Source organism: Pseudomonas sp. VEM90 (assembly GCF_054611535.1).
Genome location: NZ_JBTRAR010000001.1, coordinates 111872 through 125800, shown reverse-complemented (window position 1 = coordinate 125800; position 13929 = coordinate 111872). Strand labels below are relative to the sequence as shown.

General features: G+C 63.1%; 12 protein-coding genes. 1 reads left to right on the top strand and 11 read right to left on the bottom strand.

Annotated features, from left to right (window positions below):
- Window positions 1–72: 72 nt before the first annotated feature.
- From ACYCCG_RS00635 to ACYCCG_RS00585, 11 genes are all read right to left on the bottom strand, one after another.
- Window positions 73–1422, bottom strand: coding sequence for a D-serine ammonia-lyase (locus ACYCCG_RS00635; RefSeq protein ID WP_339443179.1), 1350 nt, complete (start codon window positions 1420–1422; stop codon window positions 73–75).
- A gap of 248 nt (window positions 1423–1670) precedes the next feature.
- Window positions 1671–2393 carry a proteasome-type protease gene (locus tag ACYCCG_RS00630; RefSeq protein ID WP_209966604.1) on the bottom strand — a complete coding sequence of 241 codons (723 nt, stop codon included), beginning with the start codon at window positions 2391–2393 and terminating at the stop codon, window positions 1671–1673.
- Between the two features lie 73 nt (window positions 2394–2466).
- Complete coding sequence (locus ACYCCG_RS00625) at window positions 2467–3246, bottom strand: transglutaminase family protein (RefSeq protein WP_176684096.1); 780 nt, start codon at window positions 3244–3246, stop codon at window positions 2467–2469.
- Entirely contained in the window at window positions 3243–4193 is a 951-nt protein-coding gene (locus tag ACYCCG_RS00620) for an alpha-E domain-containing protein (protein ID WP_176684095.1), read from the bottom strand. Before ACYCCG_RS00620 ends, ACYCCG_RS00625 begins: the two co-directional genes overlap by 4 nt.
- Before the next feature lie 3 nt (window positions 4194–4196).
- Complete coding sequence (locus ACYCCG_RS00615) at window positions 4197–5606, bottom strand: circularly permuted type 2 ATP-grasp protein (protein WP_176684094.1); 1410 nt, start codon at window positions 5604–5606, stop codon at window positions 4197–4199.
- A 431-nt stretch (window positions 5607–6037) separates the two neighbouring features.
- Window positions 6038–6409, bottom strand: a complete 372-nt coding sequence (locus tag ACYCCG_RS00610; RefSeq protein WP_012052761.1) for a RidA family protein — start codon at window positions 6407–6409, stop codon at window positions 6038–6040.
- Window positions 6410–6436: 27 nt separating this feature from the next.
- Entirely contained in the window at window positions 6437–7132 is a 696-nt protein-coding gene (locus ACYCCG_RS00605; protein WP_209966600.1) for a DUF3726 domain-containing protein, read from the bottom strand.
- A 2-nt stretch (window positions 7133–7134) separates the two neighbouring features.
- Entirely contained in the window at window positions 7135–8829 is a 1695-nt protein-coding gene (locus ACYCCG_RS00600; RefSeq protein WP_459669170.1) for a hypothetical protein, read from the bottom strand.
- Window positions 8830–8855: 26 nt separating this feature from the next.
- Window positions 8856–10406 (bottom strand): BCCT family transporter, encoded by a 1551-nt coding sequence (locus ACYCCG_RS00595; RefSeq protein WP_176684091.1) that lies wholly within the window; start codon window positions 10404–10406, stop codon window positions 8856–8858.
- Between the two features lie 55 nt (window positions 10407–10461).
- Entirely contained in the window at window positions 10462–11448 is a 987-nt protein-coding gene (locus tag ACYCCG_RS00590; protein ID WP_209966596.1) for a dipeptidase, read from the bottom strand.
- A gap of 13 nt (window positions 11449–11461) precedes the next feature.
- On the bottom strand, window positions 11462–12904 hold the full coding sequence (locus ACYCCG_RS00585; RefSeq protein ID WP_459669169.1) for an aldehyde dehydrogenase family protein: 1443 nt from the start codon (window positions 12902–12904) through the stop codon (window positions 11462–11464).
- A 95-nt stretch (window positions 12905–12999) separates the two neighbouring features.
- Here ACYCCG_RS00585 and ACYCCG_RS00580 point away from each other — a divergent pair, with 95 nt between their 5' ends.
- Window positions 13000–13887: a LysR substrate-binding domain-containing protein gene (locus ACYCCG_RS00580; protein WP_176684088.1), complete on the top strand. Its 888-nt coding sequence runs from the start codon at window positions 13000–13002 to the stop codon at window positions 13885–13887.
- Window positions 13888–13929: the final 42 nt, after the last annotated feature.

The window sequence follows — 13929 nt, the reverse complement described above, 5'->3', positions numbered from 1 at the left end:
TGATGCGGCCCCGCCGAGAGAACGCGAAACCCCGTCTTCATCGCCACCGCCTGCGCAGTTCACGGGGTGCGGTTACGCGTTTGCCTGCACGCTGCGCCCTTTTGCCAGATAGGCATTGAACTCATCTTCCGGCACCATGCTGCCCCCCGTTCCCCAGACAAGGTGGGTGGCCTGTTGCAGCCGGGCTGGGGTGAAGCCTTGGCGAGCCAGGTACTCGCCCGCTTGCAGCACCCGTAGCATACCGGGTACGCCGGCCAGGGCAGAGGGTTCCAGTTTGACCTTGTCCTGCTCATGGGCGATGACCATCAAACGGTACAGTTCTTCGTCGGTCACGGTGTAGTAACCATCGATCAGTCGCTGCATGGCTTTGCCGACAAACCCTGATGGGCGCCCGACCGCCAGGCCGTCTGCGGCGGTGATGTTGTCGATGCCGAAGTCCTGCACGCAGGTTTCATCATGCAGGCCGGTGTAGACACCCAGCAGCATGCAGGGGGAGTGGGTGGGCTCGGCAAAGATGCAGTGCACCGCATCGCCGAACACCAGCTTCAGCCCGAATGCGACACCGCCCGGGCCGCCCCCTACGCCGCACGGCAGGTACACGAACAACGGGTGATCTGCGTTCACCTGGATGCCAGCCTGGTCGAATTGCCGTGCCAACCGTTCGGCGGCGACGGCATAGCCAAGAAACAGCTGTGGGGAGTTTTCGTCGTCGACAAAATAACAATTGGGGTCTGAGGCTGCCTGCTGGCGACCCTGCTCGACCGCTACGCTGTAGTCGCACGCGTGTTCTACCACGGTCACGCCGTTGGCCCGCAGCTTGTCCTTCTTCCATTGCCGGGCGTCTGACGACATGTGCACGCTCATCTTAAAACCCAGCTTGGCGCTCATGATGCCAATCGACAGCCCCAGGTTGCCGGTCGAACCCACGGCGATCGTGTACTGGCTGAAGAATGCGCGGGCCTGGTCGCTCGCCAGTTTGGTGTAGTCATCCGTTGGCGTGATCAATCCGGCCGCCAGGGCCAGGTCTTCGGCGTGCTTGAGCACTTCATGGATACCGCCCCGGGCCTTGATCGAACCGGAGATGGGCAGGTCACTGTCCGCCTTGAGCCACAGGCTGCCTGCGTTCTGCAGTGATCCTTCTTCGACAAGCACCCGGCGCAGCTGTGGCAGCGGGATGACAGGCGACTCGATGACCCCGCCGGCAGCGGCTGTTTCGGGGAACACGGTGGCCAGGTAAGGCGCGAACCGCTGCAGCCGCGCGCTGGCCGCTTGCACGTCGGCAGCCGTCAGGCCCACATCGTGCAGGGCTTCTGCAGCCTTGGCGATACCAGGGTTGAACCAGCTGGTCTGCTTCAGGGCAACCAGCTCGGCGATGATCGGGTGGCTTTGTTGCCAGGCTTCCAGGGTTTTTCCGTGAATCATGATTTCACCTGCAGTGCAGTCTGTGGGCCGCCAGCAGCAGTCTCGTGACAGGGGGAAGGGGCAGGATAACCCACGGAGTCTCGAACATTACACATTGGCTTTACTGAGGTGTTGCCTGTACCGGCCCCTTCGCGGGCTCGCCCGTTCCCACAGGACATCACAGCCTTCAAGGCTTGCACAGTACCTGTGGGAGCGGGCAAGCCCGCGAAGGGGCCGGTACAGGCAAAGGATCTGAACCGTTTGCTTGTTCAGCCATAAGGCGGCGCTGGCAGTTCGGCCAGCAGGGTTTTCAAACCGTCGCTCCACTGCCTGCGAATCTGTTGGTAATAGGCATCGTCGCTGGTAATGCGCTTGCGCGTCATGCTTTCCAGGCTGTTATTGCGGTACACCAGCAAGTCCAGCGGCATACCCACCGACAGGTTGCTGCGGATGGTGGAGTCGAACGAAATCAGGCCGCAGCGCAGCGCTTCATCGAGCGGCGTGCGGTAATCCAGGTTGCGGTCGAGTATTGGCCTGCCGTACTTGCTTTCACCCAGCTGCAGAAACGGGGTGTCCGGTGTGGCCTGGAAGAAATTGCCTTGTGCATACACGTTGTAGATGGCCATGGGGCCGCCGGCTATCTGGCCGCCAACGATGAATGAACTGCTGAGGTCGATATCGGCCGTGAGCTTGCTGCGGTCTCTTTTGACCACCTCGCGCAGGGTGTCGGCGACCAGCACCGTTGCATCGTAGAGCGTGGCAACGTTCAGCAGGTGGGGGCCGTTGCTCTGGGTGCGTTGCTGCAGCAGGTTGATCACCGACTGCGAGGTCGCCAGATTGCCGGCGGTCTGCAGCACGATCAGTCGCTCGCCCGGGACGCTGAAAACGAACAACTTGGTGAACGTGGAGATCTGGTCGATACCGGCGTTGGTGCGTGAGTCGCTGATGAAGACAAGCCCGTCCTCCAGGTGCATGGCGACACAGTAAGTCATGCGGTTTCCCTTGTGTTGCGTGTGGAAGGGTCTTGCCGCACTCGCGCGGCAAGACCGGTCTGAAGCCATCCTGTCACTGGCGATGCACGTGGACACTGGCCTGCATCGATTCGGCGCCGCCGCCGCGGCGTACGCCCCTGACCGGACAGGCATCGAGGTAGTCCAGGCCCACCGCCAGCTTCAGGTGACGCTCTGGCCGGGTCAGGCGGTTGGTAATGTCGAAGCTGTACCAGGCATCGTCGACCCAGGCTTCGGCCCAGGCGTGGCTGGCCAGGTGTTGTTCGTCTTCGGTACACAGGTAGCCGGACACATAGCGTGCCGGCACTCCCAGGCTGCGTGCGCAGGCCAGGAACGCGTGCGTGTGGTCCTGACACACACCTGCGCCACCGCGGAAGGCTTCGATGGCCGTGGTGCCCACCGATGTGGCACCAGGGCTGTAGGGCATGTGCTCGGCCAGGCCTTGCATCAGCCCGATCAGTGCTGCCCGGTCGCGGTGACTGCCGCATTGCCGGGCGGCGAAAGCAGTCAGGGTGTCGTCGGCCTGCGTCAGGTGGCTGCCGCGCAGGAACGGCAGGGGCGACTGGCTCTCGGTTTCGTGTTCGCAATCCGGGTCGATCTCGACCTGGCCGTGTGCGGTAAGCGCCAGGTGGCCATGGGGTTTGTCCAGTGTCAGCACATGCAGGATGTTGCCGTAAGGGTCGATCTGGCCCTTTACCTTGCAGGGCAGGTCCAGTTGCCATTGATTGATACGCTGGCGTTCGCTGCTGCGCGGGGTCAGGCGCAGGAACTGGATACTGTTGCACACGTCGCTGGCGTAGCTATAGGTCGTGTCGTGGCGAATGGACAGTTTCATACAACCTCCAGGTAGGAGTGATGGACGGCCTGGCCCAGTTGGTTGATGCGGCCAATGAAGTCGCTCAGCCAGGGGTGCAACCCGGCATCGAGGATTTCGTCGATTGCGGTGTAGCGCAGGCGCGCATTCAGTTCGGCGGCCATGCGCTGGGCGGCACGCCCGGTACTGCCCGGCAGGCCCGCCAGGATCAGGTCCAGTTCCTCGATGCAGGCATGCAGCGAGCGCGGCACGTCCACCCGCAACAGCAGCAGCTCGGACACCGGCCGGGCGCTGGGCGCGGCGCGATAGAGCTCGTTGAAGGCCTCGTACGAGGTCAGCGCGCGCAGCAGGGCGCTCCACTGGTAATAGCCGCGGGCGGAGTCGTCGCTGACCTCTTCGGAGGCCTCGCCGAACATTTCGTAGCGCGCATCGAGCAGGCGCAGGGTGTTGTCCGCCCGCTCCAGGAAGGTCCCCAGGCGGATGAAGCTGTAGGCATCGTTGCGCATGATGGTGCCGGAGGTCGCGCCGCGGAACAGGTGCGATCGTTCCTTGACCCAGTCGCAGAACTGGCTGATGCCATAGCGACCCAGGCCATTGCTGGCAATGTTGCGCATTTCGATCCAGGTAGCGTTGATGTTCTCCCACATGTCGGCGGTGATACGGCCGCGCACTGCATGGGCATTGGTCCTGGCGGCCTGCAGGCAGCAATAGATGCTGCTGGGGTTGGTGGCGTCGAGGGCGAAGAAGTGCAGCATGCGCTCGGTGTCGAGTTCATTGTGCCGACGCAGGTAGTCGTCCAGCATGCCCGAGGCCATCAGCGACATTGCCAGTTCGGTATGGCCGTCGCTGCGCCCGGCCTGGGGCATCAGCGATAGCGAATAGCTGACCTCGAGCATGCGCGCGAGGTTTTCTGCACGTTCCAGGTAACGGGACATCCAGTACAGGTCGGAAGCGGTTCGCGAAAGCACGGCTCAGTCCTCCACCACCCAAGTGTCCTTGGTACCGCCGCCTTGCGACGAGTTGACCACCAGCGAGCCTTCCTTGAGCGCCACGCGCGTCAGGCCGCCGGGCACCAGGCGGGTTTCACTGCCCGACAGCACGAACGGGCGCAGGTCGATGTGACGCGGTGCGATGCCGCTGTCGACGAAGGTCGGGCAGGTTGACAGGCACAGCGTCGGTTGAGCGATATAAGCGTGCGGGCGGGCCTTGATACGCGCGCGGAAGTCCTCGATCTGGGCTTTGGTCGAAGCAGGCCCGACCAACATGCCATAACCGCCGGAGCCCTGGGTTTCCTTGACCACCAGTTCGGGCAGGTGGGCCAGTACATGGGACAGGTCCGCCGGCTTGCGGCACTGCCAGGTCGGCACGTTGTTCAGGATGGGCTCTTCGCTCAGGTAAAAGCGGATCATGTCGTCGACATAGGGGTAGATGGATTTGTCATCGGCCACGCCAGTGCCGACGGCGTTGGCCAGCACCACATTGCCGGCGCGGTAAACCGAGACCAGCCCCGGCACGCCCAGCATCGAATCAGGGTTGAAGGACAGCGGGTCGAGGTAGTCGTCGTCCAGGCGGCGATAGATCACGTCCACCTGCTGGGGGCCGGCCGTGGTGCGCATGTAGACATGCTCATCACGCACGAACAGGTCGGCGCCTTCGACCAGCTCGATGCCCATTTCCCGGGCCAGGAAGGCATGCTCGAAGTAGGCGCTGTTGAAACGGCCAGGGGTGAGCAGCACGGCAGTGGGGTTGTCCAGTGGACTGGCGCTTTTGAGCGTGTCCAGCAGCAGGTTGGGGTAGTGGTCGATGGGCGCGATACGCTGGGCGGCAAACAGTTCGGGGAACAGGCGCATCATCATCTTGCGGTCTTCGAGCATGTAGCTGACGCCGCTGGGGGTGCGCAGATTGTCTTCCAGCACGAAGTAGCTGCCATCGCCGTCACGTACCAGGTCGACACCGGCAATATGTGCATACAGCCCACGGTGCAGGTCCAGGCCCTGCATGGCGATCTGGTAGCCCTCGTTGGCCAGCACTTGCTCTGGCGGGATGATGCCCGCCTTGAGGATGCGCTGGTCGTGGTAGATGTCCTGCAGGAACAGGTTCAGCGCCTGTACCCGTTGAATGCAGCCACGCTCGACCGTGCGCCACTCGCTGGCGCGGATGCTGCGCGGGATGATATCGAAGGGGATCAGGCGCTCGGTATCCTGCTTGTCGCCATACAAGGTGAAGGTGATGCCTGCGCGGTGAAACAGCAGGTCGGCCTCGCGCCGGCGCTGTTCCAGCAACTCCAGCGGGGTGTTGGCCAGCCAGCGGGCGAACTCCTGGTAATGCGGGCGGCAGTTGCCGTCCGCTTCGTACATTTCATTGAAAAAAGCCCGGGACATACCCACTCCTTGCCGCCGTTGCCGGCAGCTTCATTGCGGTTCATCTGCGTCTTTCAGGGTGCTGCCTTGCTGGGGTAAGTGGGAGCTGTGTCTCGCGTTAACCTCGGTCTCGGTAGATTGCCTGTGTGTTGAGCACAATCAGTCTGTGCAATAAAAGTGCCGAACACGCCTGGCGGCTCTGGGGGCGGGAAATGTGAGGGGCACAACCGATGTGAGCTGCCTGGCCGCAAGGGTCGGCGCATCAAAAAAGGGCGCTATTGATCCGGGCGCGGCTTTTGAACCGAAATGGGGCGCAGGCCGGTACCTGGCGGGCGAAAAAGGGAATATTCCGGGTGCATGACGTGGGGCGGAGGGGGCATGCATCGAGCGCCGCGCGGGCGGCACTCGATTGGGCGAACGCTGAATATCGTGAGACGGGCGCCTTCAGGGCGTCAGAGGCAGGCGTAGACCACCAGCTCCACCAGCATTTCTTCCCGGGCGAGGCCTGCCACCACTACGGCCGCGCGGTTGGGGTAGGGTGCCTGGAAATACTCGGCGTACACGGCATTTACAGTTGCCAGATAGCGGCGGTCGGTCACGTAGATCAGCACCTGGGTCACGGCATCCAGCGAGCTGTCAGCGGCTTCCAGGGTGTGGCGCAGGTTGTCCAGTGTCTGGCGGGCCTGGGCCTCGATGCCGCCGGCAACCACCTGGCCCTGCGTATCGATTGGGATCTGGGCCGTGTACAACGTACCGTTGCCGACGACCGCCCATTCCAGTGGCGCCCTGGAGGCGAACAGCTCGGTCTTTATTGCATGCTTCATGGGTTGTTTCCTCAGTGGCAAGGGTGTTCAGTCGGCGTCGCTGCCGCCGCCTGCACCGTGGCGGCGTGAGGCATCGGTGCTCTCGACAAGGATGTGTTCGGCCAGCTGCCTGAGCCTTTGCCAGGTATGTTCGTTGACTGTAAAACCTTGCTGCAGTGTGCGCTGCGGGTCGGTTATTGCCTGGGCGGTCTGGCCTGCTCGGGTGAACAGCACCGTTACGTCCTGCGCGGCCGCTTCAATGGCCTGGGGCCGGGTTTCACTGCTCAGTTTCGGACGCGGCATGCCGGCGGTAAAATCGGCCAGGTGGCATTGGCGGGCGTCCTCCCAGCGGGCTTGCACGTGCAGCCCCTGCACAGCTGCCCGGCTCAGGTAGCCCAGCAACAGCAAACGGTTGTGGCAGTGGCGGATGCGCAGTTCGGCCTGACCACAGCGCATGGCCTTGGCTGCCGCCAGTTCCACCACCGTGGCGGCGCAGCGCAACACGCTCTGGCCCTTGGCGTCGATCACCAGCAGGGCGTTATCCTCATGGCACAAGGCGTATGGCCGTGCAGCTTCGGCTTGCAGATAACGCAACGCCTTTTCCAGTGCACCGACGCCATCGAGCCCCTGCAGTTGCAACCAGCCCACGAGTTCGGCGGCATCCTCGCAGTCGCCCGGGGCGAAGCCCATGCCTTCGAATGCCTTGCGGCACATCACCTGTATTTCGTTAAGCGATACGCGCATGGTCAAAACTCCCTTTGCGGCATGACTGCGAAATTCCAGTCGTCTGCGAACGGCTGACCGATGTCGCTGACCAGCGGCGCGCCCTGGAACAGCGTGATACGCACCCAGCGGCTTGACTTGGGGTCGAATTTCCCCGCGCCGAAAAATGCCAGTTTGCAGCGCAGCAGGTGAATCGGCAGCATGTCCCGGGCCAGCAGATTGGCACGGATTTCACCGTAGTTCGTTTTTGCCATGCCTTGCAGGCGGCGTACCGCGCCCTTGAACATCGGTTGGGCGATCAGGAAGTGAGCGGTCAGCGCCTGAGGCTGCAGTTGCAGGTGCTCCAGCAGCGCGCTATGGCACTGCTGGATATTGCGGGCAATACCCAATTGCATTTCTTTTTCGGCCCCTGGCTCCTCTGCGCGAATGCCCAGGCGCGGCTCTTCTTTTTCAGCTGAGCGGTACCAGAAGAAGTGCTCCGCATCGACAGCACTGAAGTCGTAGCGCAACGCCCAGCCATACTGCTGCTCGATGAGCTGGCGCAGTTGCCCAAGGGGCATCTGGGCGTCCAGCTGCCAGCCTTCGTTGACGCCCATGTGCTCGGCCAGTGGCGCGATCTGCTCGGGGTACAGCTCCAGCAGCAGGCTGACCAGAAGCTCCTGGCAGCCCACCCCCGTATGTAATTGCGCCCAGGCCAGCAGGCGCGGCCAAAGGCCCGCGCCGTCGGCTTGCGTGCCAAGCCAGGTGGCCAGTAAAGCAAGCTCGGCCAAGGTTTGCAGGTTCTGCTCATGCTGGCGCTGGTCTTCGGTCCGGGACTGGCTCAGGTGCAACTGGGCGCGCGCCAGCAATTGCTGCAGGCGCGCCAACGGGGCGGGCTCCGCCGGCTGCGCCAGCACCAGGGCCAGGGCCGTTTCCCGCGTACTGATCCAGTGCTCCACCAGTTGAGGGTGGTTGATCAGAAAAGGGGCCATTCCCAGCCCGGTCGCGTTGCCGACCCCCAGGTAGCGTTGAAGGGCCGGGGCCAGTTGCACTGCCCGCTGCGGGGCGAGTGCCTGGGCCATGTGGTTGATCTGCTCGATGCTGAAGTGACGCAGCAGGTAGACGGTGAACATCTGCGCGCTGAACGGCTGGTTGAAGTCCGGGTTATCTTGCAGGCAACCAAAATCGGCGATGCCGAACTTGCCGTTACCGTAAACAGCTGTAGTGCGATACAGGTAGCCGACTTCAGCCAGTTGCTGTGGATCGGGCTGGCGACCTTCTGCCAGCGCCGCCAGAAACCGGTCGAAATTGCGCAAGCTCCGGTTGGCCCGCGACAACACCAGCACGCGTGAATCGAAGCGGCCGGCTTCCTGCAGCGGCACGTTGCGTTGCAGGTCGGCCAGCTGTGCCGAGTCGACATCGCCGGCCACCAGCACGAAGCTGACGTCCCACTGGTCGGCGATGACCCGATCGCTGCGCTTTTCCGGCGGCAGGTAGGCCGAGAAGATCACGCAGTGGTAATGGCCGTTTGGCGTTTCGATGCGGTAGATCGCAGTGCCGAAACCTTGGCCATCGAGGTCGAAACAGCTGCGCCGGATTTGCCAGCGCTGTTGCATCATCCGCCGCATGCTGCTGCGCACGAAGCTGAGCGGGCTCTGGAAGTGGCTACCTAGCCGGGCCAGGTCCATGACTTGGCTGGCAGGGCGCAACGCGGGTATTGCAGGCACGCTGTTGGGCATTGTTGTTGTACCTGGATGGATCATGTTCAGACGCCTTGTTCACGGGCCATGTGTCGAGCGATGCGCACGGCATCCCACAGCGCTGGCAGGATCACCAGCGACACCGGCACCGCGGTGATGACAATGAAGGATTGCAGGGCCGTCACTCCGCCTGCGCCAATGGTGATCAGCACTACCGCCGCCAAGCCCATGCCGATGGCCCAGAAACCGCGCAACCACTTCTTCGGTTTATCGTCGCTGGACATCGCCAGCGCCACGGTGAAGGCCATGGCGTCGCCATTGGTGGCCACCGAGATGAAACTCAGGAACAGGAATAGCGCGCTGACAAGGCCACCCAGTGGCAGGTTCTGCGTCACTCCCAGCAACAGGTCTTCAGGCTTGGCGCCATGGGCGGTGACGCTGCCTGGCGTTTGCAGCTCCAGGCCGATCCCGGTGCCGCCCACCACGGTGAACCAGAACATGGTCACCAGCGGTGCGATGATCGACAGCGTCATGATGATCTCGCGGAGGGTGCGGCCCCGCGAGATCCGCGCGACGTACAGTGCCACCATGGGCGCATAGCCGATGAACCAGCCCCAGTAGAACACCGTCCACCAGTCCAGCCATTTGGGGTCGGCGCGGAACATCGTCAGGGGGATGAAGTGCTCCACGTGCAGGGCAAAGGCCGCCGGGAAACCGCTGAGGATGAACAGCGTCGGTCCGAATACCACCATGAACAGTGCCAGGCCGATCATCAACCAGACGTTGATCTCGCTGACAAAGCGGATGCCTTTGAGGCCCACCAGGCACGAAACAGTGTACATCGCGGTAACCAGGACAATGGTCAGCGACTGGGTGACGATGGTGTTGGGCAACCCCCACACGGCGTGCATGGCGCTGCTGATCTGCAGGCCAAGGAAGCCGATCGGACCGATGGTGCCGGCCACTACCGCGATGATCGAGGCAGCGTCGGCCAAGGTGCCGATCGGGCCCTTGATCGCTCGCTGGCCGAACAGGGGGTAAAGCAGGGTGCGCGGCGCCAGCGGAAGGCCTTTATCGTAATGCAGGTGCATCAGCACGATCGCCAGCAGGCTGCCCAGCACGGCCCAGGCCAGGAAGCCCCAGTGCACGAACGATTGCGCCAGTGCCGCGGTGGCCGCCGCTTCGCTGTGCGGTTGCAGGCCGGCGAAGAAGGGCGGCGGGCTGGCAAAGTGCATCAAGGGTTCGGCAGCGGCCCAGAAGGCGCCACCACCTGCCAGCAGGGCGCACATGATCACTGCGATCCAGTTGAAGGTGCTGACGTCCGGGCGCTGGGTGACCCCGCCCAGGCGTACACGCCCGCATCTGGAAAAACCGATGAACAGACTGACGGCGAAGGTTGCCAGCATCAGCACTTGCCAATAGAGGCCAAAGGCCTTTGTCGACCAGGCGAACAGGGTATTGACCAGCGCCGACACGGTGTCGATGTCGATCAGCGCCGCCAGCAGGAAGGCGCCGAGGAATCCGCCGCTGATCAGGAACAACGGCCAGTCGATATCGCGTGCCATAGGCACGCCCATGGCCTGGCCGTCAGCCTGCAAGGTGGTTGGGTTTTTCATGAAACCTCCGGAACCTGCGATTGTTTTTATTCTTGGTGCTGTCCGTGCAAGGGGGTCAGGCCTGTGCCGTGGTGGCGGTCTCCAGCAGGCGCAACCAGTTCAGCCCCATGATGTTGCCCACGTCGTGCTCGGCAAAGCCGCGGGCGCGCAGGCCCTTGGCGATGTTGCGGAAGTCGCGACTGTCGCGAAACCACTGCAAGGGCGCCGGCCAGTTGGCGTTGTCCCTGGAGCCTTCGCCGTAGTCCTTGTCCTTGCTCCAGCGGCCGTTGCGCATCCATTCCAGCACGGACAAGGGTTGCGCCTGGCACAGGTCGGTGCCGATGCCGATGTGCTCCACACCCATCAGGTCGGCGGTGCGCGCGACCATGTCGCAGAAACTTTCCAGGCTACAGTCCGAGGCACCCTTGAGGTGGAACGGGTAGGTGCTGAACCCCAGCAGCCCGCCCGACTCTGCGATCCCGCGTAGCACCGCATCGGACTTGTTGCGCTTGGCGGCGTGGAAGCTGGCAGGGTTGGCGTGGGAGATGATCACCGGTCGGCTCGACAGTTCGATGGCCTCAAGCGTGCTTCGCTCGGCGCTGTGAGACATGTCGATGAGCATGCCGACGCGGTTCATTTCGGCGATCACCTGGCGACCGAAGCGGCTGATGCCGTTGTCCTCGCGCTCATAGCAGCCGCTGGCCAGCAGGCTTTGGTTGTTGTAGGTCAGTTGCATGACGAACACCCCGAGCTGGCGGAAAACCTCCACCAGGGCAATGTCGTCCTCGATCGGCGAGCAGTTCTGGAAGCCGAAGAAGATGCCTACCCGGCCCTCCTCGTGGGCCAGGCGGATGTCGCTGGCCGTGCGTACCGGGCGGATCAGCTCGGGCCATGTCTCGAAGCGGCGGTTCCACTCGCCCAGGCGCGACAGGGTTTCGCGGGCGTTTTCGTGGTAGGCGATGGTGGCGTGCACCGCGCTCAGGCCACCGGCCTGCATCTGCTGGAATATTTCCTGGCTCCAGTTGGAGTACTGCAGGCCGTCGATCATCAAGAGGTCGTGCATGGCATGTATTCCTTCAGGGCCGCAGGTAGGTGGTCTTGACCACGGTGTAGAAGTCGCGAGCGTATTGCCCCTGTTCCCGCGGGCCGAAGCTCGAGGCTTTGCGGCCCCCGAATGGCACGTGGTAGTCGGTGCCGGCGGTGGGCAGGTTGACCATCACGCAGCCGGTCTGGGCGCGGCGCTTGAAGTGGCTGGCGTGGCGCAGCGACTGGGTGATGATCCCGGCTGTGAGGCCGTACTCGGTATCGTTGAGCGTGGCCAGCGCCTCTTCAAAATCGCGCACGCGGATCACACAGGCGATGGGGCCGAACACTTCCTCGCGGTTGATGCGCATGTCGTTGCGGCTGTTGATGAACAAGGCAGGGCGCATGTAGTAGCCATCGGAGGCCAGTTGCAGGCGTTCGCCACCTTCGATCAGGGTGGCGCCTTCTGCCTGGGCCAGTTGCAGGTAGGCCAGGTTCTGTTCCAGCTGGCGCGCGTCAGCTACCGGGCCGATCTGTACGCCTGCCTCCAGTGCATGGCCAACCTTCAGCTGGCGCATGCGCAGGCGCAGTGCCTCGACGAAGCGGTCGTGGATGCCGTCGCAGACGATCAGCCGTGACGACGCGGTGCATTTCTGCCCGGTGCCGAAGAAGGCCCCGTTGAGCGCGCATTCCACGGCCAGTTCGAGGTCGGCGTCGTCCATGACCACCAGGGCATTCTTGCTACCCATTTCCAGCTGGCAGCGCACCAGGTTACCGGCGGTGGCCACCGCTACGCGTCGGCCCGTCTGCAGAGAACCGGTGAACGTCAGGGCATCGATCTCGGTGGACTGGATCAGGGCCTCGCCGACGTCGGCACCGCTGCCCATCACCAGGTTGAAGGTGCCGCTGGGCAGGCCCTGACGGCTGATGATCTCGGTGAGCGCCCAGGCACTGGCCGGCACCAGGTTGGCCGGCTTGAACACCACGGCGTTGCCGAAGGCCAAGGCCGGGGCGATTTTCCAGGCGGCGGTGGCCATGGGGAAGTTCCATGGGGTAATGATGCCCACCACACCCACCGGTTCGCGATGCACTTCGATGTCGACCCCAGGCCGCACCGAGGCGGCAGTCTCGCCCATCTGGCGCAGCACTTCGGCGGCGTAGTAATGGAAGAACTGGCCACTGCGGTTGACCTCGCCGATGCCTTCGGCCAAGGGTTTGCCTTCTTCTCGCGACAGCAGTTCGCCGAGCTCTTCCTTGCGGGCGATCAGCTCGTCGCCGATGGCCATCAGCACTTGCTGGCGGCTTTCCAGGCCACTGGCGGACCACAGGGGTTGAGCGGCGCGGGCGGCCTGGATGGCCTGGCGGGCCTGTTCGGCGCTGGCCTGATGGTACTGGCCGATCAGGTCGCCAGTGTCCGAGGGGCTGTAGTTGCCCAAAGTGGCGTGGCCTTCACACCACTGGCCATTGATGTAGTTGTTGTAGGTCTTGTGTGACATGGATGAACGCCTCCGTTTGCATGGCATTCATCATGCGAGCAATATGCAGCAAATAAAAATTAATAAAAAAAATGCTTTGATAAGGAATGCTAACCATGTTGCCCGAGCTGAAAATCGCCCAGTTGCGTTACTTCGTGCTGGTCGCCGAACTCAAGAGTTTCCACGCGGCCGCCCGCCAGGCCTTTCGCACTCAGCCGGCGATATCCCTGGCCCTGCGGGAACTGGAGCAGAAGCTGGGGCAGGCACTGGTCGAAAAGGGCGGTGGCCGGGTAGAACTGACGCCATTTGGCGAGCATTGCCTTCCGTTGTTTCGTGGCTTGATCGAGCACCATGACCGTATTGCTCGTGAAGTCATGCTGTTTGCCCGGCATGAGATCGGCCAGGTCAGCATCGCCACCGTGCCTTCTGTGGCCAGCCGAATGCTGCCAGGGCCGCTGGCCCGCTTCGTGGCCGCGCACCCCAATGTGCAGGTCAGCATTCAGGACGGCACGGCCGAACGTGTGCAGCAGTTGCTCGCACAAGGGCAGGTGGATTTCGGCATCAGCAGCCTGTGGGTGGACGATGACCAGCTCGAATTCGCCCCCATCGTGAATGATCAGGTTGGCGTGGTGTGCCGCAGCGACCACCCGCTGGCGCAGGCGGGGGGGCGGCTGCATTGGGCGCAGTTGCTGGGCGTGCCGATGATCCGCAACGGTACCTCGCAATTGCTGGCGGGTACCGAGGCCGAGGGTTTGCTGGCCGATAGCCGGCTGTTCATTTCCAACATGATTTCGTTGATCGCCATGCTGGAGGAGGGGGTAGGGATCAGTACCTTGCCGTACCTCGCTTTTCCGCAGGAGAACGACAAACTGGCGTTCGTCCCCCTTGAGGAGCCCAGGGTAGAACGGCATATCGGCATGCTCACCCGCAAAGGGCGCAGCTTGTCACCTGTGGCGGGGGCACTGATGGCGTTTCTGCAGGTGCAGTTGGCGAAGGCTAGTTGATTCGTTGGCGGTAGGGGCATGGCGCGCCATGGCCGGCACTGA

Coding starts and splice junctions, on each gene's coding strand:
- ACYCCG_RS00635 (WP_339443179.1), bottom strand. CDS start 1,422: ATGATTCACGGAAAAACCCTGGAAGCCTGGCAACAAAGCCACCCGATC.
- ACYCCG_RS00630 (WP_209966604.1), bottom strand. CDS start 2,393: ATGACTTACTGTGTCGCCATGCACCTGGAGGACGGGCTTGTCTTCATC.
- ACYCCG_RS00625 (WP_176684096.1), bottom strand. CDS start 3,246: ATGAAACTGTCCATTCGCCACGACACGACCTATAGCTACGCCAGCGAC.
- ACYCCG_RS00615 (WP_176684094.1), bottom strand. CDS start 5,606: ATGTCCCGGGCTTTTTTCAATGAAATGTACGAAGCGGACGGCAACTGC.
- ACYCCG_RS00610 (WP_012052761.1), bottom strand. CDS start 6,409: ATGAAGCATGCAATAAAGACCGAGCTGTTCGCCTCCAGGGCGCCACTG.
- ACYCCG_RS00605 (WP_209966600.1), bottom strand. CDS start 7,132: ATGCGCGTATCGCTTAACGAAATACAGGTGATGTGCCGCAAGGCATTC.
- ACYCCG_RS00600 (WP_459669170.1), bottom strand. CDS start 8,829: ATGCCCAACAGCGTGCCTGCAATACCCGCGTTGCGCCCTGCCAGCCAA.
- ACYCCG_RS00595 (WP_176684091.1), bottom strand. CDS start 10,406: ATGAAAAACCCAACCACCTTGCAGGCTGACGGCCAGGCCATGGGCGTG.
- ACYCCG_RS00590 (WP_209966596.1), bottom strand. CDS start 11,448: ATGCACGACCTCTTGATGATCGACGGCCTGCAGTACTCCAACTGGAGC.
- ACYCCG_RS00585 (WP_459669169.1), bottom strand. CDS start 12,904: ATGTCACACAAGACCTACAACAACTACATCAATGGCCAGTGGTGTGAA.
- ACYCCG_RS00580 (WP_176684088.1), top strand. CDS start 13,000: ATGTTGCCCGAGCTGAAAATCGCCCAGTTGCGTTACTTCGTGCTGGTC.